The 20,506-nt window shown below is 62.2% G+C and carries 25 protein-coding genes and 1 pseudogene; 11 read left to right on the forward strand and 15 right to left on the reverse strand.

The window, feature by feature from the left end; translation table 11 throughout:
- Positions 1-51 precede the first annotated feature (51 nt).
- From AC0L2U_RS18555 to AC0L2U_RS18570, 4 genes and pseudogenes are all read left to right on the forward strand, one after another.
- A complete protein-coding gene (locus AC0L2U_RS18555) occupies positions 52-672 on the forward strand; it encodes a thermonuclease family protein (RefSeq protein WP_127810427.1) in 621 nt (206 codons plus the stop codon).
- 43 nt (positions 673-715) lie between these two features.
- The gene (locus AC0L2U_RS18560; RefSeq protein ID WP_127810426.1) at positions 716-1,327 is read left to right on the forward strand and encodes a glutathione S-transferase; all 612 of its coding nucleotides are present in this window, start codon (positions 716-718) and stop codon (positions 1,325-1,327) included.
- Positions 1,267-1,946: pseudogene (locus AC0L2U_RS18565) on the forward strand (uracil-DNA glycosylase family protein). The gene AC0L2U_RS18560 and the pseudogene AC0L2U_RS18565 overlap by 61 nt, the downstream one beginning before the upstream one ends.
- Before the next feature lie 109 nt (positions 1,947-2,055).
- On the forward strand, positions 2,056-2,547 hold the full coding sequence (locus AC0L2U_RS18570) for an Lrp/AsnC family transcriptional regulator (protein WP_006205209.1): 492 nt from the start codon (positions 2,056-2,058) through the stop codon (positions 2,545-2,547).
- A 20-nt stretch (positions 2,548-2,567) separates the two neighbouring features.
- Here the strand turns inward: AC0L2U_RS18570 and AC0L2U_RS18575 are convergent, their stop codons facing one another.
- The 10 genes from AC0L2U_RS18575 to AC0L2U_RS18620 form a co-directional block, all read right to left on the reverse strand.
- Positions 2,568-3,137 (reverse strand): DUF3299 domain-containing protein, encoded by a 570-nt coding sequence (locus AC0L2U_RS18575; RefSeq protein WP_127811397.1) that lies wholly within the window; start codon positions 3,135-3,137, stop codon positions 2,568-2,570.
- 132 nt (positions 3,138-3,269) lie between these two features.
- The gene (locus AC0L2U_RS18580) at positions 3,270-3,974 is read right to left on the reverse strand and encodes a DNA alkylation repair protein (RefSeq protein WP_473602433.1); all 705 of its coding nucleotides are present in this window, start codon (positions 3,972-3,974) and stop codon (positions 3,270-3,272) included.
- Between the two features lie 9 nt (positions 3,975-3,983).
- A complete protein-coding gene (locus AC0L2U_RS18585) occupies positions 3,984-4,853 on the reverse strand; it encodes an NAD(P)-dependent oxidoreductase (RefSeq protein ID WP_127397788.1) in 870 nt (289 codons plus the stop codon).
- 108 nt (positions 4,854-4,961) lie between these two features.
- Positions 4,962-5,783, reverse strand: coding sequence for an ABC transporter permease (locus tag AC0L2U_RS18590; RefSeq protein ID WP_127810422.1), 822 nt, complete (start codon positions 5,781-5,783; stop codon positions 4,962-4,964).
- Entirely contained in the window at positions 5,780-6,499 is a 720-nt protein-coding gene (locus AC0L2U_RS18595; protein ID WP_127270845.1) for an ABC transporter permease, read from the reverse strand. Before AC0L2U_RS18595 ends, AC0L2U_RS18590 begins: the two co-directional genes overlap by 4 nt.
- Before the next feature lie 76 nt (positions 6,500-6,575).
- On the reverse strand, positions 6,576-7,361 hold the full coding sequence (locus tag AC0L2U_RS18600; RefSeq protein ID WP_473602434.1) for an ABC transporter substrate-binding protein: 786 nt from the start codon (positions 7,359-7,361) through the stop codon (positions 6,576-6,578).
- 157 nt (positions 7,362-7,518) lie between these two features.
- A complete protein-coding gene (gene mobB, locus AC0L2U_RS18605) occupies positions 7,519-8,028 on the reverse strand; it encodes a molybdopterin-guanine dinucleotide biosynthesis protein B (RefSeq protein ID WP_127269775.1) in 510 nt (169 codons plus the stop codon).
- The gene (mobA, locus tag AC0L2U_RS18610) at positions 8,025-8,651 is read right to left on the reverse strand and encodes a molybdenum cofactor guanylyltransferase MobA (protein ID WP_127408648.1); all 627 of its coding nucleotides are present in this window, start codon (positions 8,649-8,651) and stop codon (positions 8,025-8,027) included. Before mobA ends, mobB begins: the two co-directional genes overlap by 4 nt.
- 55 nt (positions 8,652-8,706) lie before the next feature.
- Entirely contained in the window at positions 8,707-9,627 is a 921-nt protein-coding gene (locus AC0L2U_RS18615) for a DMT family transporter (RefSeq protein WP_128289162.1), read from the reverse strand.
- A 225-nt stretch (positions 9,628-9,852) separates the two neighbouring features.
- Entirely contained in the window at positions 9,853-10,212 is a 360-nt protein-coding gene (locus AC0L2U_RS18620; protein ID WP_128289163.1) for a hypothetical protein, read from the reverse strand.
- Between the two features lie 121 nt (positions 10,213-10,333).
- Between AC0L2U_RS18620 and AC0L2U_RS18625 the strand changes: the two genes are divergently transcribed.
- On the forward strand, positions 10,334-10,786 hold the full coding sequence (locus AC0L2U_RS18625; protein ID WP_164895708.1) for a hypothetical protein: 453 nt from the start codon (positions 10,334-10,336) through the stop codon (positions 10,784-10,786).
- A gap of 67 nt (positions 10,787-10,853) precedes the next feature.
- Here AC0L2U_RS18625 and moaA read toward each other — a convergent pair whose 3' ends face one another.
- Positions 10,854-11,849, reverse strand: a complete 996-nt coding sequence (moaA, locus tag AC0L2U_RS18630; RefSeq protein WP_127270849.1) for a GTP 3',8-cyclase MoaA — start codon at positions 11,847-11,849, stop codon at positions 10,854-10,856.
- Between the two features lie 199 nt (positions 11,850-12,048).
- Between moaA and AC0L2U_RS18635 the strand changes: the two genes are divergently transcribed.
- Positions 12,049-12,402, forward strand: coding sequence for a gamma-butyrobetaine hydroxylase family protein (locus AC0L2U_RS18635; protein WP_127810416.1), 354 nt, complete (start codon positions 12,049-12,051; stop codon positions 12,400-12,402).
- A gap of 73 nt (positions 12,403-12,475) precedes the next feature.
- Entirely contained in the window at positions 12,476-13,087 is a 612-nt protein-coding gene (locus AC0L2U_RS18640; RefSeq protein ID WP_128289165.1) for a pyridoxamine 5'-phosphate oxidase family protein, read from the forward strand.
- Between the two features lie 18 nt (positions 13,088-13,105).
- Here the strand turns inward: AC0L2U_RS18640 and AC0L2U_RS18645 are convergent, their stop codons facing one another.
- Positions 13,106-13,558: a MarR family winged helix-turn-helix transcriptional regulator gene (locus AC0L2U_RS18645; protein ID WP_023813960.1), complete on the reverse strand. Its 453-nt coding sequence runs from the start codon at positions 13,556-13,558 to the stop codon at positions 13,106-13,108.
- A 47-nt stretch (positions 13,559-13,605) separates the two neighbouring features.
- Between AC0L2U_RS18645 and AC0L2U_RS18650 the strand changes: the two genes are divergently transcribed.
- A complete protein-coding gene (locus AC0L2U_RS18650) occupies positions 13,606-14,514 on the forward strand; it encodes an alpha/beta hydrolase (protein WP_292696995.1) in 909 nt (302 codons plus the stop codon).
- A 13-nt stretch (positions 14,515-14,527) separates the two neighbouring features.
- Here AC0L2U_RS18650 and AC0L2U_RS18655 read toward each other — a convergent pair whose 3' ends face one another.
- Together AC0L2U_RS18655 and AC0L2U_RS18660 are read right to left on the reverse strand one after the other, a co-directional pair.
- Positions 14,528-14,923, reverse strand: a complete 396-nt coding sequence (locus AC0L2U_RS18655) for a rhodanese-like domain-containing protein (RefSeq protein WP_127270856.1) — start codon at positions 14,921-14,923, stop codon at positions 14,528-14,530.
- Positions 14,924-14,977: 54 nt separating this feature from the next.
- Positions 14,978-15,592, reverse strand: a complete 615-nt coding sequence (locus AC0L2U_RS18660) for a TetR/AcrR family transcriptional regulator (RefSeq protein WP_128289167.1) — start codon at positions 15,590-15,592, stop codon at positions 14,978-14,980.
- 98 nt (positions 15,593-15,690) lie between these two features.
- Between AC0L2U_RS18660 and AC0L2U_RS18665 the strand changes: the two genes are divergently transcribed.
- From AC0L2U_RS18665 to AC0L2U_RS18675, 3 genes are all read left to right on the forward strand, one after another.
- The gene (locus tag AC0L2U_RS18665) at positions 15,691-16,437 is read left to right on the forward strand and encodes a 3-oxoacyl-ACP reductase family protein (RefSeq protein WP_473602435.1); all 747 of its coding nucleotides are present in this window, start codon (positions 15,691-15,693) and stop codon (positions 16,435-16,437) included.
- Between the two features lie 209 nt (positions 16,438-16,646).
- A complete protein-coding gene (locus AC0L2U_RS18670; RefSeq protein WP_473602436.1) occupies positions 16,647-18,539 on the forward strand; it encodes a L,D-transpeptidase family protein in 1,893 nt (630 codons plus the stop codon).
- Between the two features lie 166 nt (positions 18,540-18,705).
- A complete protein-coding gene (locus AC0L2U_RS18675; RefSeq protein ID WP_292635011.1) occupies positions 18,706-19,596 on the forward strand; it encodes an arginase family protein in 891 nt (296 codons plus the stop codon).
- Positions 19,597-19,741: 145 nt separating this feature from the next.
- Here the strand turns inward: AC0L2U_RS18675 and AC0L2U_RS18680 are convergent, their stop codons facing one another.
- Complete coding sequence (locus tag AC0L2U_RS18680; RefSeq protein ID WP_164873849.1) at positions 19,742-20,227, reverse strand: hypothetical protein; 486 nt, start codon at positions 20,225-20,227, stop codon at positions 19,742-19,744.
- Positions 20,228-20,506: the final 279 nt, after the last annotated feature.

Below are 20,506 nucleotides of genomic sequence, written 5' to 3' on the forward strand. Positions count from 1 at the left end.
CGGTTTCCAAGTGTTAAGCTACGTTCGAATGATTAACCAACCGTTTGCCATATGAGCCGCTCATGGTCGCCAAGACCGCGCCGGAGATACGTTGCGCGCCCCAGAAGCCTGTGGCGCCGGCTGGTGGATTACGGGCTTGCCGTCATCATCCTCGGACTGCTGATCCTGCTGGCGGCCCGCCTCGACCGGGTGGAGACACGCAAGACACAGGGCCTGGCAATCATCAACGACGGCGATTCGATCACGCTAGGCACTGAGCGTATCCGCATGCGCGGCATCGATGCTCCGGAATATACGCAGACCTGCCGCAAGAACGGTACTGACTATTCCTGCGGCACGCTTGCGCGCCAGTCGCTGGTTCGCCTGATCGCCGGCAAGCCCGTCTCCTGTACCGGCTGGCAGCGTGATCGTTATGGCCGGCTGCTCGGCGACTGCACCGCCGGCGGCAAGGATCTCAACCGCGCGCAGGTCGAGGCGGGCTGGGCGGTTGCCTATGGCGACTTCGAGAGCGAGGAGGCCGTCGCCCGGGCGGGAAAGGCCGGCATCTGGGCGGGAACGTTCGATCAGCCGCAGGATTGGCGAGACAGCCATCACGGCGAAGTCGTCGAGAAGAAGCACGGCACACTGGCGTCGATCGGCGATGCCGTGCGCGAGATTTTTCGCTTCTGGTGATGCGCGTCCTGAAAGCCGAACCGAGAACGAACAGGAGGATGGAATGAAACTCTTCGACGGTGGCCGGGCGCCCAACCCAAGGCGGGTCCGCGTTTTCCTGGCCGAGAAAGGCATCGAAGTTCCACAGGTGCCCATCGACATGGGGGCGCTGGAACACAGGCAACAGGCGGTCAGCTCGCGCAATCCCTTGCAGCGCCTGCCGGTGCTGGAACTCGACGACGGCACCGTCATCACGGAATCCGTCGCCATCTGCCGTTATTTCGAGGAACTGCATCCCGAACCGGCCCTGTTCGGGCGTGGCGCACTCGGCAGGGCGCAGGTCGAGATGTGGCAGAGGCGGATGGAATTCAATTTGCTCAGCTGCGTCACGCAGGCCTTCCGGCACACCCATCCGGCCATGAAGGAATGGGAAATCCCGCAGGTCTCGGAATGGGGCGAGGCCAACAAGCCGAAGGCCGTGGCGTTCCTTAGGCTGCTGGATGGAGAACTGGGCAGCCGGGAGTTCATCGCCGGTGACAGCTATTCGATCGCCGACATCACCGGCCTGATCGCTGTGGACTTCATGAAGCCGGCACGCATCAAGGTGCCGGATGATTGCGCGAATGTGTTGCGCTGGCATCAGGCCGTCTCCAGCCGGCCGAGCGCATCAGCCTGAGAATGACTGCCGAACTCGAAAACCTCGTCGCCAAGGTCCGCGCCTGTCGCATCTGCGTGGAAAATCCGGCCGGTAAGCCGTTGCCGCATGAGCCGCGACCTGTGCTGCGCCCATCGTCCAGCGCCCGTATCCTGATCGCCAGCCAGGCGCCGGGGACCAAGGTGCATCTGTCGGGCATGCCGTTCACCGACGCCTCCGGCGATCGCTTGCGCAGTTGGCTTGGCGTGACGAGCGACGAATTCTACGACATCGAAAAATTCGCCATCGTGCCGATGGGTTTCTGCTTTCCCGGCCAGGATGCCAAGGGGGGAGACCTGCCGCCGAGGCGCGAATGCGCGCCGGCCTGGCGCGCGCCATTGATGGCCTCGATGCCACGGATCGATCTCGTGCTGACGATCGGCATCTATGCGCAGTCCTGGCACATGGGTGCGGCGCGCCGGCCCTCACTGACGGAAACGGTCATGGACTGGCGCTCCATCTGGGAGAATTCCGTCGGTCCCAAAGTGCTGCCGCTGCCGCATCCCTCGTGGCGCAACACCGGCTGGCTGAAGAAGAATCCATGGTTTGAAATGGATTTGCTGCCTTTTCTGGTTCGGAAATCCGCTATCGCCTCAGATGATCTTTCAGCAAGAAATCACTCGCTTTTCCGTCAATTGGCAGAATTTCTTTCTTGTGAAAGGTCGAAATAAGGGGGAGTATAGCCAATCTATTCCCCTGGGGAGCAAAATATGGATCGCCTCGATAGAAAAATCCTCCGCCTCTTGCAGGAGGACGCGACACTCGCGGTCGCCGACGTCGCCAAGAAAGTCGGGCTGTCGACGACGCCTTGCTGGAGGCGCATCCAGAAGCTCGAGGAGGAGGGCGTCATCAAGCGGCGCGTTGCCATTCTCGACCATGAAAAGGTCAATGTGCGCGTCACCGTCTTCGTGTCGATCCGCACCAATTCGCATAGCCATGAATGGCTGCGGCGTTTCTCGGAAGTCATCCAGGAGTTTCCCGAGGTGGTCGAGTTCTACCGCATGAGCGGCGACGTCGACTATCTCCTGCGCGTCGTGGTGCCCGACATCGCGGCCTATGACGCCTTCTACAAGCGGCTGATCGCCAAGATCGAAATCCGTGACGTTTCATCATCCTTCGCCATGGAGCAGATCAAGTACACGACCGAAATCCCGCTCGACTACATGGTGCTGGACAAGGAATCGGGTGCCAACGCCGCCTGAACTGCAGCAGGTTGTCCTGCTTAGTTCTTCTTTTTGTTGAGGAAACTCCAGGGAGAATTGACCGGCAGGGTGACGGTGTCCGGCACGCTGCCGACAGCGACCACATCTGCCTTGCGGACGCTGTAGCCAGACTGGATGACGCTGACGCCGTCGAGGATGAACAGCTGGCTCTTCTCCATGTCCGGCTTCAGCGCGCCGGTGACCGCGACAGGCTGATACGCCTCGGACATTTTGTAGGGACGGGCCGGCGTGACCAAGACAATCTGGTTGGGCGGGGGCGTCGGCATGTGGCTGCACGCACCCGTCCAGGGCACCAGCAGGAACTGATAGACGAGATCGCCATCGCGATCGACCGGCAATGCGTAGCCGGCTAGCTGAATGCTTTTGTCCTGCAGGTTGAGGGACAGCGTCTCGCCATGGTCGGGCAATTTTTCCGCGATCATCGGCAGCCCGACGTTTTCGGCGGCGGATTGCGTAGCCGGACGCAGATCCTTCCAGAATATGTGCGCGGTCTCGGCCGAGGCATCGGTGGCCGCGGACACAAACAAAGAGGCAGCGAGCGCCAGGGTTGACTTTAGAGGATTGCTCATTGGCCGCTTCCTTTGAATCTGGAGTAAAGACGCCGCTGCCAATGACGTCAACGCTCCCGCCGCATCACATGTCGGCAGCCGCACCATAAGGCGACGAGATCCAGACATGCCGGAAAGCGGAATCCCGCGCCGTCAGCCTTTCCTGGCGGCGATCCGCGCGAGCGTCTTTGCATTGGTCAACTCCCTTAGGGCGTCCTTGCCGATCCAGCGCGCCGTCTTGTCAGCCCACTGCGCCAGCCGTTCGGCGACAGCCAGGGCAGCGCCGTGCATGTCCATCGATCGTTTGCCGATCGACCGAAGCGCCCAGTTCACGGCCTTCTTCACGAAATTGCGGCTGTCGTTCGCATGCGTTTCGATGATCGGCAGGAAGGAGAGGAAGGTCGCCCCTGGCTCCTTCTTCCGGTGGACGACGGACCAGGCCATCATGGCGAAGGCCGTGCGCCGAACGAACTCCCGCTCATCGGCCGCAAACTCGGCGATCAGTTCTTTCCAGGCGTCCGTATCGACAAAGAGATCGGAGACGCCGTCGACGATGTCCCAGGAGTCGAAACTAGCCGCCCATCGTCTTGCATCTTCAGCAGAAAACCGTTTCGGGTCAGCCGTGACGGAGGCGATGAACTGCGCCTCCATGATGCCGGTGTCCCATAGCTCGAAGGCGCGCTCGTGGTTGCGTTTGATCTTCCTGGCGATCTGCCGCTGCATGCCGTGCGTGATACCAAGTGCACGGTCGATCTTGATGCCGTAGCGCAACATGCCGAGGCGGTTCTCCTCCGATCCGATAGCGCGCAGATGGGCGACGATTTCCGCGACACTTGACTGAGGCGAAAGCTCTGCCACCGCAGAAACCTATTTCTCGAGACGGGCGAGCAGCGAGGACGTGTCCCAGCGCTTGCCACCCATCGCCTGCACATCCTTGTAGAACTGGTCGACGAGTGCGGTGACCGGCAGTCTGGCGCCATTGCGATCGGCCTCGGCCAGGCAGATGCCGAGATCCTTGCGCATCCAGTCGACGGCGAAGCCGAAATCATATTTGCCGGCGTTCATCGTCTTGTGGCGGTTCTCCATCTGCCAGGAGCCCGCGGCGCCCTTGGAAATCACCTCGATCACCTTCTCGATGTCGAGCCCGGCCTTCTTGCCAAAATGGATGCCTTCGGCCAGGCCCTGGACGAGACCGGCGATGGTGATCTGGTTGATCATCTTGGTGAGCTGGCCGGCACCGGCCGACCCCATCAAGCCGACCATGCGGGCAAAAGCGTCGATGACAGGCTTCGCTCTGTCGAAAGCGTCCTGCTCGCCGCCGACCATGACGGTCAGCACGCCGTTCTCGGCGCCGGCCTGGCCGCCCGAGACCGGCGCGTCGAGAAACGAAAAACCACCGACTTGCGCCGCCGCCGCCAGCTCGCGAGCGACCTCGGCCGAGGCCGTGGTGTTGTCGATGAAGACCGAACCCTTCTTCATCGATTTGAAGGCGCCTTCCGGACCGGTCGTCACCGAACGCAAATCGTCGTCATTGCCGACACAGGAGAAGACAAAATCCTTGCCTTCGGCGGCCTGTGCTGGCGTCGCCGCAAGGCTACCGCCATGCCGGCCAACCCATTGCTCGGCCTTGGCCTTGGTGCGGTTGTAGACGGTGACGTCATGGCCGCCCTTGTTCTTCAAGTGCCCGGCCATCGGATAGCCCATCACGCCAAGACCGAGAAATGCAACAGATGCCATGAGCTTGCCCTTCAGAAACGGAATTTGCTGCGAGACGTCTAGGCTCTGCGCGCAATTCGTCAAGATGCGCAGGGCAGGATCGACTGGTGCAGCTGAATTTGAAAATAGTCAGCGTTTCAGGTGAACGGTGATCCGGCGCTCGATCCATTCGACTCCATGACGCAATATCTCGACCATCACCAGATAGACGAGCGCGACCCAGATATAGGCCTGGATGTCGAACGAGTTGGCGAAGGCGAGCTTGGCATTGCCCATCAGATCATAGACCGTGATGATGGCGACGATGGCGGAAGCCTTGACCATCAGGATCAGTTCGTTGCCATAGGGCCGCAAGGCGACGATCAAGGCTTGCGGCAGGATGATCTTGCGCAAGGTTTGCAGTTTGTGCAGGCCAAGCGATGCCGCCCCTTCCCATTGCCCTCTTGGCACGCTCTCGATGGCGCCGCGCAGAATCTCGGCCTGATAGGCGGCGGTGTTGAGCGCAAAGGCAAAGACGCCGCAATTGAACGCGTCCTTGAAAAAGTCCCAGAGGCCGATCGACTGGAGCTCGACCCTGAACGAGCCCAATCCGTAATAGACGAGATAAGTCTGCACCAGCAGCGGCGTGCCGCGGAAGAAATAGACGTAGCAATAGGCGAGGCCGGACAGGATCCGGTTCTTGGACATGCGCCCATAAGCGACGGGCACCGACAGAATCGCGCCGAGCACCATCGATATAGAAACCAGCGCGAGCGTAACCCCAAGCCCGCTCAAATAGGCGGGCGCATATTTGGCGAAGAAAGCGGGATTCCAGGCAAGGAAGAGATAGCTGACGATGCCAATGCCGAACAAAATCCATAGGCAGACCAGCGCGTAACCGGCGATACGCCTGCGCGGCCAGCCGCGCGCCCGTGGCGGCGGACGTTCGACCATTGTGGCCGTGGCGCTCATCGCTGCGCCTCCTGCCGGCCAAGCGAGCGCAGAATAGCGCTGGTGGCGAAGGACGACAGGACGGCCAGGCCAAGAAACACCAGCGAGGCGACACCGAAGAACAGGAAAGCATGCTTGGTGACGCGGGCGGCAATGCTAGCGTTACGCAGCGTCTCGGCCAGGCCGACGACCGACACCAGCGATGTGTCCTTGAGCAGGCTGAGCCAGCAGTTCTCCAGGCCGGGGAACGCGATGCGCAGCAGCTGCGGCACGATCACCTTGCGCATGGTCAGCCAGTTCGAAAGACCAATGGCATAGCCGCCTTCATACTGGCCTTTGGGAATGGCGCGGAAGGCGGAAAGAAAAACCTCGCTGGCATAGGACGAGAAGATCAGCGCAAGCACGATCATGCCGGCGACGAAGCTGTTGACGTCGATGGTGGTGTCCGGCCGGAAATACCTGACGAGATGCTGCAGCAGGATCGGCATGCCGAAGAAGAACAGGAAAAGCGTCACCAGTTCCGGCAGGCCGCGAAAGACCGTGGTGTAGATGTTGGCGGCAAGGCGCAGCGAGGGTTCTTCGGACTGCTTGGCGAGGGCGATGAAAAAGCCGATCGTCAATCCGATGGGCAGCGTGGCAAGCGCAAGCGCAATGGTGATCAGTGCGCCATAGGCAATATCGTCAAGCCAGCCTTCGGGTCCCCAACTGAGAAGTGTCCATATGCTCTGGGCTGGCATCGACCGGTCTTATCTCCACGGCATTCCTGAGATGAATAGAAAGACGGCGGGGAAATTCCCGCCGTCTTGACCTTTATCAGGACTCGGCGCCGTAGACGTCGAACTTGAAGTACTTGTCGTTGATTTCCTTGTATTTTCCATTGGCGCGGATGGCGTCGATGGCCGAATTGAGCTTGTTGACCAGGTCGGTCTCGCCCTTGCGCACGGCAATGCCGGCGCCCGGCCCGAATATCTCGACCGGCTGCGGCGACGGCTGGCCAAGGATCTTGCAGCAGGCGCCATCAGGCGAATCCAGAAACTGCTGCAGCACGACGATATCGTCCTGGATGGCGTCGAGACGCCCATTGGCAAGATCGGCCTGCTCCTCGGGGCTGCTCGGATAACCCTTGACGGTGCTGTCGGTGTAGGTCTTCGAGGCATAGTTGAAATGCGTGGTGGTGGTGGCGACGCCGATGGTCTTGCCGGCGAGATCTTCCTTGGTCACGCCTTTCAGCGTCGAGTCTTTCGGCACCGCGAGCGCCGACGGCGTGTTGTAGTATTTGTTCGAGAAGTCGACCTTTTCCTTGCGCTCGGGCGTGATCGACATCGAGGCGACGATGGCATCGAACTTGCCGGCCTGGAGGGCTGGAATGATGCCGTCCCAATCCTGGGCGAAGAAGGTGCACTTGACCTTCATCTCGTCACAAAGCGCCTTGGCGATGTCGATGTCGAAGCCAACGAGCTGTCCGTCGGCGGTCAAATTGTTAAATGGCGGGTAGGCGCCTTCGGTGCCGATCCTCAGGGTCTTTTCCTGGGCCTGGGCGATGCCGAGCGTCAGCAGCGCGGCCGATGCGGCAAGCGCGATACGCAGTGAAATACGCATGATGGTCCTCTCTTTATGGTCCCGGCCGTCGTTCCGAACGGCTCTGTGGGGCGGTGCTTTTGACCGCCCGCTGGCGCGATACTCCCACTCTTTCCAAGAAAAAAGCAACTGCAAAACCGTAAAAATGGGCAAGGCTATTCTGCCGTTGCGTCAGCGCTCAAGCAACGAGCCCGGTGGTGCGCTCGATGAAGTCGGCTATCGATTTTGCATCGTCGAGATCGAATACCGGCAGCTGCTCGCCTTCAATCGCAAAATCGGCTGCGACAGCGACGATGTTGGGATCCTCCGCCGAAAGCGGCGTGCGGTCCTTCGCATCCAGCCGGCGGGTTTCGATCTTGTCGTGGGCTTCGCGCTTGTAGCCCTCGACCAGCACCAGGTCGCAAGGGGCAAGCCGCGACAGGACAGTCTCCAATGTCGGCTCATCCTCGCCGCGCAGCTCGTGCATCAGTGCCCAGCGAACGCCGGAGACGATCGCGACTTCGGTGGCGCCGGCCTGCCGGTGGCGAAAACTGTCGGCACCCGGTTTGTCGATGTCGAAATCATGATGGGCGTGTTTCACCGTCGACACCTTCCAGCCGCGCCGGACAAGTTCGGTGACCAGCCTTTCGGTCAAAGTCGTCTTGCCGGAATTCTTCCAGCCGGTGATGCCGAAGACGCGTCTGTTCATGGCTTGATGCTCTGCAACAGACGCTCGGCAGACACAAGATCGTCCGGTTCGTTGATGTTGAAGAAAGGGTCGATCCCCGCCGATTGCAGAACCGGGAATTCCACCTCGACAAAACCGTGCCGGTCGATGAAAGCCGAAACCCGCCTGATATCCTCGTCGACCAGAAAGTGCCGCAAGGCATCGCGGCAGCCGAGCGGCCAGAGCGCGAAGGTCGGGTGCCGCTTGCCGGCCGAGCAGGCTACGGCAATCGAACTGGGACTTCGATCGGCGGCCGCTGCCAGGCGCTCGACAAGGTTCAACGGCAGGAAAGGCGTGTCGCCGGCAGCACTGACGATCGCTTTGCAAGACGTATTGGCCGCGGCCCATTCGAGGCCGGTCAGGATTCCGGCGAGCGGCCCGGCAAAGCCGGGCACGCTGTCGGCAAGCACCGGCAGTCCAAAGCGCAGGAATCGCGCAGGGGCGCCATTGGCGCTGAGCGCCAACGATTCTATTTGCGGGGTGAAGCGCGACACGACCTGGTCAAGCAGGCAGCCATCGCCAAGCGGCAACAGGCTCTTGTCGCCACCGCCCATCCGTCTCGACTGGCCACCGGCCAGGATGATCCCCGCAATGTCTCGCTTCATGCCACGAAGCCTGTACGCCAGCCGTCGGAAATCACAAGAACCTTCAATGATCTGGCTAGATTCCGTCAGGCACCATTGTCGGCCCCGTGCTTTCGGCGACGATCTTTCGCCGGCCGACCACACGCTCGCGGTAGAGCGCATAAAGGCCGGAGCCGATGATGATGGTGGCGCCGACGATCATCGGCGGATCGGGGATATCGGCAAAGATGAAAAGGCCAAGCAGGATTGACCAGATCAGGGCGGTATAGCGGAACGGCGCGATGAAGGAGATGTCGCCCGCCCGCATCGCCATGATGATGAACTGGTAGCCGATCACCACCAGCACCGCGGCCAGAGCCAGCAGGGCTGTGCTGTCCCCCGTCATCGGCGTCCAGCCGCCCATTGCCGGCAACAGCGCCGCACCGACGATTGTCATGGCAAGCGCGGTTGCCGTCGACACCAGCAATGTCGGAATGGCCTTGGGAATCTGCTTGGTGGCGAGATCGCGCACCGCACAACAGGCGACGCTGGCCAGCGCCGCCAGCGAGTAGATGCTGAACCCTTCAAAGCCGGGCCGCACGATAATCAGCACACCGGCAAATCCGATGGCGATGGCCAGCCAGCGCCGCCAGCCGACAGCCTCGCTAAAGACGAGTGCGGCCCCCATCGTCACCGCCAGTGGCAGCGCCTGCAGCACCGCCGAAACATCGGCGATCGGCAAATGGGCGAGGGCGACGAGGAAACTCACCGTTGCGCCGGCCTCGCTGATCACGCGCAAGGCGACCAGAGGCTGCAGCATCGAGCCCGGGCGGGCGAGAGCGCCGCGCTGCCAGGCGAGCAAGCCGACGAAAAGCGAAGCGAAAGCCCCACGGATCAACATGACCTGCGCCATGTTCATCGATTGTGACGAGTATTTGGTGATGGCATCGTTGAGGCAGAAGCCGGCCATCGCCACCATCATGAACAACGCGCCGCGAATATTTGGTGACAGGGGCAAGACGGCTACCGGTTCTGCTAATGCATGTCGCCCAAAAGTGACCTCGGTTTTGGGGAAACGACACGCATAAGAAACAAAGACCTAAAGCGCGTCGCCTGAATCCGTTCAAACGCGACGCGCTTTAGGCAGCAAGCCTGTAACAGCCGGGCGTGAAACAGCAACAGCAAAGGGCTGGGCCACAGCCTTGTTTGTGGCTCAGAAGATCACCTGCAATGGCGGCAGAACTTACTTCTTCGGCGTCAGCACCTCGGTGCCATTGCCTTCCTTGCCGGCGATGGTCCACAGACCATGCAACGAGCCGTCGTCCGTCATCTTGTAGACGACGAGGCCGATATCCTTGCCCATGACATAGCCGGCCGAGAAGGCATCATCGTTGCGCATGCAGATGCCGTCGGAAGATGAGCCACCGGTTTCCCAATGGATCGCGCAGGTCGTCCCGCTGGTCAGCGTGATGGTTGCCTCGCCGCCATAGGCAGAGCCGTCGAAGTTGGTGCCGGCGACCGCATAAGTGCCGCCGATCGACTGTGCCGCAGCGGGCACGGCCGCGAGACCAAGCAAGGCTAGAGAAAGAACGAGTTTGCGCATGGTGTATTCCCCCTGTGAGCGAAGATCCGCTTCCAGGGAAGGCTAGGCTGGAACAAGCTAGCCGTAAATCCGGCTGCGGTTCGCGAACAAGACTTTTTCTGGGGTGTGGTCCGAAACTTTCATGGCCCTTGAGACTGCCGGCAATGGCGCCGACCAGCGGGTCGTATTTCGACTTCAGGGCCGGAGGGTAGTCGACCCAGACCGTGCGGATGATACCGTCTCTCCCAAACAGACGTCGCTCGTAAAACATCTTTCCATCCTTAACGCCCGACAGCACCGCCCAATCGCTGCCGGCCTTGCCATAGGTCACCTTGTAGCCGGCTTCATCGCTGGCCTTCTCGGCCGCCACAAAGCCCTTCGGCGTATCGTTGTCTATGTTGAGGATGCCGGAGCAGATCAGGCTGGCGCCATCGGCGCTCAGCCATTGCTGTCCGTCGCCATTATCGGGCTCCGGCTGGCGATCGGTGAAGATCTCGTCGGGAAAGGTGCAGACGGTGCCGAAGCGCTCGTTCACATAAGTGAACGGCGCGGCGACCGCACTGCTTGCTGCCATTGTCGCAATCGCCAGGAATGAAGAGTGCAGCCGCATGCTCGCCTCGAGTCATGATCCGAAGCGATCTTGCATGAATTTCACGAAAAGATCAGCCGCCGGTGACGCTCATATGGCGTGACACCGATGGGCGGCTGGTGCGGCGGTCGATGATGAAGTCGTGGCCCTTGGGCTTGCGGCCGATGGCTTCGTCTATTGCATCGGCGACCAGCTCGTTGCCTTCGGAGGCGCGCAAGGGCGCGCGCAGGTCGGCGGCATCTTCCTGGCCCAGGCACATATAGAGGGTGCCGGTGCAGGTCAGCCGGACGCGGTTGCAGCTTTCGCAGAAATTATGCGTCATCGGCGTGATGAAGCCGAGCCGTCCGCCAGTCTCTGCGACCTGGACATAGCGGGCCGGGCCGCCGGTCTTGAAGGGAATGTCGGTCAGCGTGAACTGGCGTTCCAGCGACGCGCGCAGCAGCGACAGCGGCAGATACTGGTCGGTGCGGTCGGCATCGATCTCGCCCATCGGCATGGTTTCGATGACCGTCAGGTCCATGCCGCGGCCATGCGCCCAGCGCATCATCTCGGGCAGCTCGGCGTCGTTGAAATCCTTCAATGCCACCGCGTTGAGCTTGACCTTCAGCCCCGCGGCCTGCGCGGCATCGATGCCTTGCATGACCTTGTCGAGATGGCCCCAGCGGGTGATCTTGTGGAACTTGTCGGCATCGAGCGTATCGAGCGACACGTTGATGCGCTTGACGCCGCAATCGGCGAGTTCGGCGGCAAAGCGCGACAGCTGCGAGCCGTTGGTGGTCAGCGTCAGCTCTTCCAGCGCGCCGCTGGCGAGATGCCGCGAGAGCTGGCGCACCAGATGCATGATGTTCTTGCGCACCAGCGGCTCACCGCCGGTCAGGCGCAATCGCCTGACGCCCTTTTCGATGAAAACCGTGCACAGCCGGTCGAGCTCTTCCAGCGACAGCAGGTCCTTCTTCGGCAGGAAGGCCATGTCCTCGGCCATGCAATAGGTGCAGCGGAAATCGCAGCGGTCGGTGACCGACACGCGGAGATAGCTGATCGTGCGGCCGAAAGGATCAATCATGTCCATGCTTCAAGCGCTTCCTGTGGCCGTGAACGGCTTCGTTATATACCGCTATGTGATACGATCCGGCCTGCCATTCAAGATAGCGCCTCTCGATCTTTGGTAACATCTCTCAGCCGACATCGCATGTCGGTCGGTCTCATCAGGCCTTTTCCCGTTTGGCGAAGCGGCGTAGGGAAGGGCGGATGAGACGGGATCGAACAGCATGACCGCACCGAAAGAGCTCAGGGTCTCCAAGGACCGCAAACTTCTGTCCGTCACCTTTCCCGACCACCATCCATTCGAATTACCGGCGGAACTGCTGCGCGTCGCCTCGCCATCGGCCGAAGTGCAAGGCCATTCGCCGGATCAGCGGGTGACGGTCCCCGGCAAGCGCAATGTGGCAATCCTCAAGATCGAGCCAGTCGGCAACTACGCCGTGCGCATCACCTTCGACGATTTCCACGACACCGGCATCTTCACCTGGAATTACCTGCATGCGCTCGGCCACGAGAAGGATGCGCGCTGGGAAGCCTATCTCGCGGAGCTTGCGGAAAAGGGCCTGAGCCGGGACCGCTAAAATTGATTCCCCTCGCTGTCGTCAAAACGTCATCGAGATGGCGTAGCGCCGGCAAAGGTTCGGAGGCGAAAACATGTCCGTCATCACCACGGTCGAGCAGCTCGAGGCGCTCTATGGGGTTCCAGGCGAGGCCTCGCTGGTCAAGGAACTCGACCAAATCATTCCCGAATATGCCGCCTTTATCGAAGCCTCGCCCTTTGTCGCGCTGGCGACCAGCGGGCCGGAGGGGCTTGATTGCTCGCCGCGCGGCGATCTCGCCGGCTTTGTGCGCATCCATGATCCGAAAACCCTGATGATGCCGGACCGTCGCGGCAACAACCGCGCCGATTCGCTGAAAAACATTATCCGCGACCCACGTGTTGGGCTGCTGTTCCTGGTACCTGGTTCGGGCACGACGCTGCGCATCAATGGCCGCGCTCATGTTACAACGGATACAGCGCTGTGCGCGTCATTCACGGTGGAAGGCAAGGCGGCTCGATCGGTGACCGTCATCGATATCGACTCGGTCTATTTCCAATGCGCCCGGGCCATCGTCCGCTCCGAGCTCTGGAACGCAGCAAGGCACGTCGACCCGAAGTCGCTGCCGACGCCCGGACAGATCCTGGAAATCACCAGCCGCAGGAACATCGACGGCGAGACCTACGACAAGGAATGGCCGGAACGGGCGAAGAAGACGATGTGGTAGGTCCGGGCTGAAAGGCCGTCACGCCTCTTTCAGCACATCATAGATCTTGCGCATCTGCTCGCCGATCATGTCGCATTGCTCCGGCGTCGACTGGCTCATCGCCTTCTCGATCAGCGCCATATGCACTTTCAGCGCCTGCATCAACAGCGCCTCGCCAGCCTCGGTGAGGGCAAGCCGCAGGATGCGCTTGTCCTTCTCGTCGCCTTCGCGGCGCAGCAGGCCACGCGCTTCCAGCTGCGGCAAAAGCATGGTGATGTTGGAACGGCCGACGAGCAGCTTGCGGGCAAGATCGTGCTGCGACATGCCGGGGTGGCGATAGAGGTTCATCAGCACGTCGAGCTGCGCCGGTTTCAAATCGAGCGGCGCAAGCTTTACCGCCAGCGTGCGCTCCAGCACATGGCAGGCGCGCGCCACCGCGACCCAGTTGCGGAAACGCGGGTTATCCCAAGGCAGCTCTTGTTTATTGTTCATCTTTGAACTATTATGTTCATGCTTGAACGTATGGATGGATTTTCACTATGGCATCATTCGGGCTGAAGGTCATCCGGGGCGTGTTCGGTGCGGCAGAGCTTGTCGCGCCGCGGCTTAGCGGACGCGCGGCGTTCGAATTGTTCTGCCGCACCCCGAATGTCAAGGCGCTCAGCGATGGCGAGCGCCGTGCTGTCGACCGTGCGGCCGGGTTCATGACCGAGGCGCGTCATCACCGGCTGAAGACCGCGACCGGCTGCGTCATGGTGCACGAGTTCCGCCCGGAGCCGGGCAGGGCGGCCGCCGGCACGGTGCTCGTCGTCCATGGCTGGCGCTCGCGCACCGAATATATGCGCGCCTTGATAGAAGGTTATCGCGCCGCCGGCCACCGGGTCGTTTCGCTTGACCTGCCCGGCCACGGCCAGTCGCAGGGCCGGCGCCTGAACATGGTCAATGCGGTGGATGCGGTGCGGGTTGCCGGCGAATGGTTCGGCCCCTTCGTGGCGGCGGTCGGCCATTCCTTCGGCGGCGCCGTCGCCGCCAACGCCATCGCCGGTTCGGTCAAGAACATCCCGCCACTGGCGGCCGGACGCCTGGTGCTGATCGCGGCGCCAAGTTCCCTGCCGGCGATCTTTGCCGACTTCAGCCGCATGCTCAATGTCGGCCCGCGCTCGCAAGCCGCCATGGCGGACCGGGTCGAGCATCTTTCCGGCCGCCCCCTGCACGAATTCACCGGCGACCGTCAGCTCGCCCAGGCGCCGGTGCCGACCCTGGTCATCCATGCGCAGGACGACCGCGAAGTCTCGGCCGATCATGCAAGGCGCTATGCCGGCGCCGGCGGCCATGTGCGGCTCTACTGGGCCGACGGGCTCGGCCACCGCCGCATTCTCGCCGACAAGGGCGTGGTCGAACGCGCGGTTGGCTTCGTGGCGAATCGCGAGCCATTGCTGCTGCACTGAGCGGCGGTCGAGATTATTTCTTCTTCTCGCCGGGTTCGACCGGCAGTCCGGCGGCCTTCCAGGCGGTGTAGCCGCCAAGGATGTGCTTGACCGGCGAAAGCCCCATGTCCTGCGCCGTCTTTGTGGCCAGCGCCGAGCGCCAGCCGCCGGCGCAGAAGAACACGAAGTTCTTGCCCGAGGCGAAGAAGGGCTTGTGGTAAGGGCTTTCGGGGTCGATCCAGAACTCCAGCATGCCGCGCGTGACATGCTTGGCGCCGGGAATCTTGCCGTCGCGTTCCACTTCGCGTGGATCGCGCAGATCGACGAAGATGGTGTCTTCATCGTCGATCAGCCCGGCCGCCTCCTCCGGCGAAACCACCTCGATCACGGCGTTCGCCTCGTCCAGCAGCTCGCGATAACCCTTTTTCACGCTCTCATCCCTCCCGCCTTGCTGGCGGATTTCGAGCACACCAGCCGGCGTTTGTCACGCCGCGCTGCCGCCGGCCAGCGTCCTCCAGGCCGCCATGGCCCCGGCTACCGTCGCCAGCAGGGCATTATGCGAGGCGCCGTCGCGCGCCTGGATCGACATGCCGTGCTGGACCGTGGCGAAGAAGGTCGCGGCGGCGCTCGCATCGAAATCCGTCGGCAATTCGCCTTCGGCAACGCCGCGCTCCAGACGCTTCTGCAGTGCGGTGTGGTTTTCGGCGCGACGACGGCGCAGGTCGTCGCAGATGGCGCCGCGGCTCGAATCCTGATGCAGTGCGCCCAGCGTGATCAGGCAGCCTTGCGGACGATCGCTCTGCGCATAGGCCCTCGCCGTCAGGCTCAGGAATTGTTCGATCGCCTGCCGCGCGGTCGGAGCTTCCTCCAGCGCCAGCCAGATGTCGGCACCCTCGGTGTGCGAGTAAAAATCCGTCGCCTCCAGGAACAGCGCCTCCTTGCTGCCGAAGGCAGCGTAGAGGCTGGGCGAGTTGATGCCCATGGCGGCGGTCAGCTCGCTCATCGATGCGCCTTCGTAACCACGGGCCCAGAACACCTCCATCGCGCGGCGCAGGGCTGCGGTTCGATCGAAAGTGCGGGGGCGGCCTCGTTCCGACATGATGCTCTTTTCTGTGTTGATCGATACATAATTAAGTTGACGCCGACGGGCAAGGCTGACAGGTATTTATGTATCGATCGTTACAAAAGGAGAAATCGATGTCATCCAACCAACTGGGCGGCAAGGCCGCGCTCGTCACCGGCGGCAGTCGCGGCATCGGTGCGGCGATTGCGCGACGGCTCGCGGCCGACGGCGCCAGTGTCGCGCTGACTTATGTGCATGGCGAGGAGCAGGCCCGCTCGGTTGTCGCCGAAATCGAGGCCAAGGGCGGCCGCGCCATCGCGATCAAGGCCGACAGCCGCGATGCGGTGGCCATAGACAAGGCCGTCGATGACGCAGTGACCGCCTTCGGCCGGCTCGACATCCTGGTCAACAGCGCCGGCATCTGGCGGGCCGCCCCCATCGACACGCTGTCGCTCGCAGATTTCGACGAGACCATGGAGATCAATCTCCGGGCTCCATTCATCGCCTCGAAGGCGGCGGCCGTGCATATGGGTGAGGGCGGCAGCATCATCTCGATCGGCAGCAACCTTGCCGAGAGGGCGACCGACGGCAGCCTCACGGCCTATTCGGCCAGCAAGGCGGCGCTGGTCGGCCTGACCAAGGCGCTGGCGCGTGACCTCGGCCCGCGCGGCATCACCGCCAACGTCGTCCATCCCGGTTCGACCGACACCGACATGAACCCGGCCGACGGCCCGCATGCCGAGCATCAGCGCCGGAAAATGGCAACACCGCGTTTCGGCAAGGCCGATGACATTGCCGGTATGGTCGCCTGGCTTGCAGGCCCTGAAGGCCGCTTCGTCACCGGCGCTGCCCTGACCATCGATGGCGGCGCCAACGCCTGATCCCGAGAGATTTCCGGCTGGGGCGGAACAACCCTCCGCTCCAGCCGTCACGATCTTGTGAAACCGTTCTGCAACAGGCTTTCCAAAATTTATGAAAGCTTAACGAAATCGGTATGAATCAGTATAGTCGCGCCTTACATCCGCCATGCGGTGAGCGGGACGATCTAGCGTGCGGAACGGGAACCGGTTGCGGCCGGAGCGGGTGATTCATGAAATTCCTCGGAAACAAAGCAACCGTGATGCCGCTGGTGGCGATCGCGGCAACGCTGGCTTTCGGTGTACCCCAGGCAGGCGCGCAGGGGCTGTTCGACATGCTTTTCGGCGGCGGCGTAAAGCATGCGCCGAAAGGCGAGTTTCCGCCCCCGCCACCGAAGCACAAACCAAAGCCGAAGGCTCCGGCCAGCGGTGGCGGTGGCGGCGCGAGAATCAGCAGCCCATCCTATTACACCTACAAGGCGGACCGGCTGGTTCGCGTCGACTTCTCGGCGCTGGCCCCGACGCCAGAGCCGGCGACGCCACAGGATGCGGCTTTCGTGCCGTCGGCAACGGGCGCTGCGTTTCGTGAAGCGGTTGCCAGCTTGGCTGACTACGAACTCTTAGCCGAGCCCGACATCGCCAAGGCGCTGATCGCGTATTACTCGGCCAATCCGGATTTCATCTGGATAAGCGGAACCAGCCTCAACAGCCGTGCGCAGGATGCGGTTCGGGTGCTTGGCGAGGCTTCAAGCTATGGTCTCACGCCCGCCGACTATACGGTCGAAGTGCCCGCTGCCGGCGCATCGACGACTGACGCCAATGCGCAACTGAAAGAACTCGTCCGTTTCGAGATGGCGCTTTCCGCGCGTGTGCTGCGCTATGCCCATGACGCCCAGAACGGCCGCGTCGATCCCAACCGCATGACCGGCTACTATGATTTCCCGGCCAAGCCGCTCGACTTGCAAGGCGTGCTGAGGACGCTGGCGCATACCCAGCAAGTGCGCACCTATCTCGAATCGCGGCATCCGCAGAGTGCGGAATACCAGGCGCTGCGCGTCGAACTCGAATCTCTGCAGGCCAGTGCGGAAAACGAAATCGTCGTCGACCCCAAACTGTTGCTGAAGCCGGGCGAAACCAGCCCCGAACTGCCGAAGCTGCTGACCTTGATCGCGCGCAATCTCGATGACGAGATGGGCGGCGCCTATGGCGAGATCCTGTCCAGGCTGGCCACCAGCGAAGTCTATGATCCGGAACTGGTCCCGGTCATCAAGGCCGTGCAGCAAAAGGCAGGCATGAAGGGCGACGGCGTCATCGGCCCGCGCACCGTCGCGACGCTGGCGGGAACATCCAAGGCCGACAAGCTGCTGAAGGTGGAAGTGGCGCTCGAGGAACTGCGCTGGCTGCCCTCCGATCTTGGCAGCCCGCGCGTCTTCATCAACCAGCCGGCCTTCACCGCAAGCTACATCGACAATGGCGAGGAAAAGCTCAAGACGCGTGTCGTCGTTGGCCGGACCACCAACCAGACCTCCTTCTTCTACGACCAGATCAAGCAGGTCGATTTCCATCCCTATTGGGGCGTGCCGCAATCGATCATCGTCAACGAGATGCTGCCGAGATTGCGCAACGATCCGGGCTATCTCGACCGGGCCGGCTACGAGGTGACGGATTCGCGCGGCAAGCGCATTCCTTCGTCGGCGGTCAACTGGGGCGCCTATGGCGCGAACATCCCCTACAGCGTGCGCCAGCAGCCGAGCGAGGCCAACGCGCTGGGCGAGTTGAAGATCCTGTTCCCCAACAAGCACGCGATCTACATGCACGACACGCCGCAGAAATCATTCTTCCAGCGAGATATGCGCGCGCTCAGCCATGGCTGCGTGCGGCTGCAGGACCCGCGCGGCATGGCGGCGGCGGTGCTTGGCACCTCCGTGGACTATATCGCCGAGAAGCTGAAGCACGGCCACTCGACCGAGAATGTGACACGCACGATCCCGGTCTATGTCGCCTATTTCACCGCCTGGCCTGATCTGTCCGGCAAGGTCGAATATTTCGGCGACGTCTACGACCGCGACTCGCGCCTGAAGCAGGCTCTGGACGCCACGGAGGCGGTTCGCTCGCCTTCGAGTTGATCCAGGGCTTTCGGTAGGCCGTTAACTCATAAATACGGCATGACCGAAAGCGGAAAGGCGGCCGAGAGGGAACGAGGAGCGGCGGCTATCGTTATCGAACAAGCTCAAAACGCAACTGTGTTTCGGCAGGGACGAACGATGTTGAGCGCTCGAAGCGGAGGCGCCTGTGTCGAGCCATTATGCGATTCTCGAAGCCCCCTCCACGCTGGGCCTGGCGACCGACGGTGTGGAGCGCTTGCCTGGCCGGCTCCTGGACCTTGGCCTTGCGGAGCGCATCCAGGCGCGCCGCGCCGGGCGGCTGGCTGTGCCTCCGAAGGACCCGACGCCCGATTCCGAGACAGGCACCCTGAACGCCAGGGCAATTGCGCAGTGGTCGCCCAAGCTCGCCGACGCCGTGGAAGCGGTGCTTGACGCCGGCGGGTTTCCAGTGGTGCTGGGCGGCGATTGCACGATCGTGCTGGGCTCGGCGCTCGCGTTTCGACGGCGCGGCCGCTACGGCTTGCTCTTCATTGACGGCAACGCCGATTTCTTCCAGCCAGAGGCGGAACCCAATGGTGAGGGTGCCTCGATGGACCTCGCCTTCGTCACCGGCTACGGTCCGTCGCTCCTGACCGACATCGAAGGTCGCGGTCCTCTGGTCCGCCCTGAAGACGCTGTCGCCTTCGCGTATCGCGATCACAAGGATCAGGAGGAGTACGGAAGCCAGCCGCTCCCCGAGGAGCTCAAGGTGCTTGACCTTCCCACTGTGCGCGCGACGGGCATCGAGGCCGCCGCACGCGAAGCGGTCGATCACCTGACGAGAGCGGAATTGGACGGCTTCTTCATCCATCTCGACGCCGACTGTCTCGACGATGTCATCATGCCGGCTGTCGATTTTCGCGTGCCAGGCGGGTTGTCGTGGGACGAGTTAACGGCCGCGCTCCGGCTTGCCTTGGCGAGCGGCAAGGCAGTCGGCCTCGAGATCACCATCTACAATCCGCGCCTTGATGAGGACGGCAGCGCCGGACGCGGCCTGGCCGACGTACTGGCCGCTGCGCTCGGAACAGCAGCGCCATGACGATGACGAGCCATGCCTGCTCTCGGGCGCAGCAAGAAGCGACCGATTTGAGGTCGTTTTTCTACTGCCTTCATATTGCGGCGGAATCTGTTTCAAGGCTCCGCATGAGCCGATCGGCGTGGCTCCGCGATTATGAGTCTGCAAGCTAGTAGCGCTCGAACAGTGGCCGCCGGAAGCCGGCGTCGCGCCCGGCGATCAGCCAGTAGAGCAAGCCGGCGACAAGGCCGGCAGCGGCAATGATGCCGATGTCGACCCAACGCTCCGGGTCCATATCCTCCGGCGCGCTCGGCCAGATCAAGGCGAAGCCGCCGACCGCGGCGCCGGCGCCGAAAACCATGTGCAGCAGGACATTGCGCAGCGAGAAGAACTCGGCGATCAGCGCGAAGATCAGCGTCTGCAGCGCGGTCACCACGATGGTCAGGAAATAGACGAACATGCCGAGCGGCGGCACCAGCAGCACCGCGATCGGCGAAACGCCCATGGCGTCGAAATAGCTGGGCGCGTTGGGCAAGGAACTGAGCACGCCATAGATCACCGCGATGGCGATCAGGCCGACCAGCACCGACACGAAGTAGCCGGCCAACATCATCAATATGCGCTTCATCACGTGCTTTGCCGTCGCCATCCCCATCCCCCAATGCGGCCCGCGTCGCGACAGTCAGCCATCAAAGCGAGACAGACGCAAGGGGAGGCGACGGTTGGCAAGGGCAATCGCTTTAGGCCAACGACAAGTCCGACTTGCAGCGGAGAACGCCAATCGCCAAAGTCAGTGCTGCCCCTCATTGTCCTGCCGGCATCTTCTCCCCGTATAGTGACGGGGAGAGATGGGCCGGTGTCCGAACCGGATAGATAGGTAACAGAATGGACTGATTAGATGGGTGACAGTTTTCTTGTCCGCCGGGAGGACCGG

It is taken from the genome of Mesorhizobium sp. WSM4808, assembly GCF_055811675.1.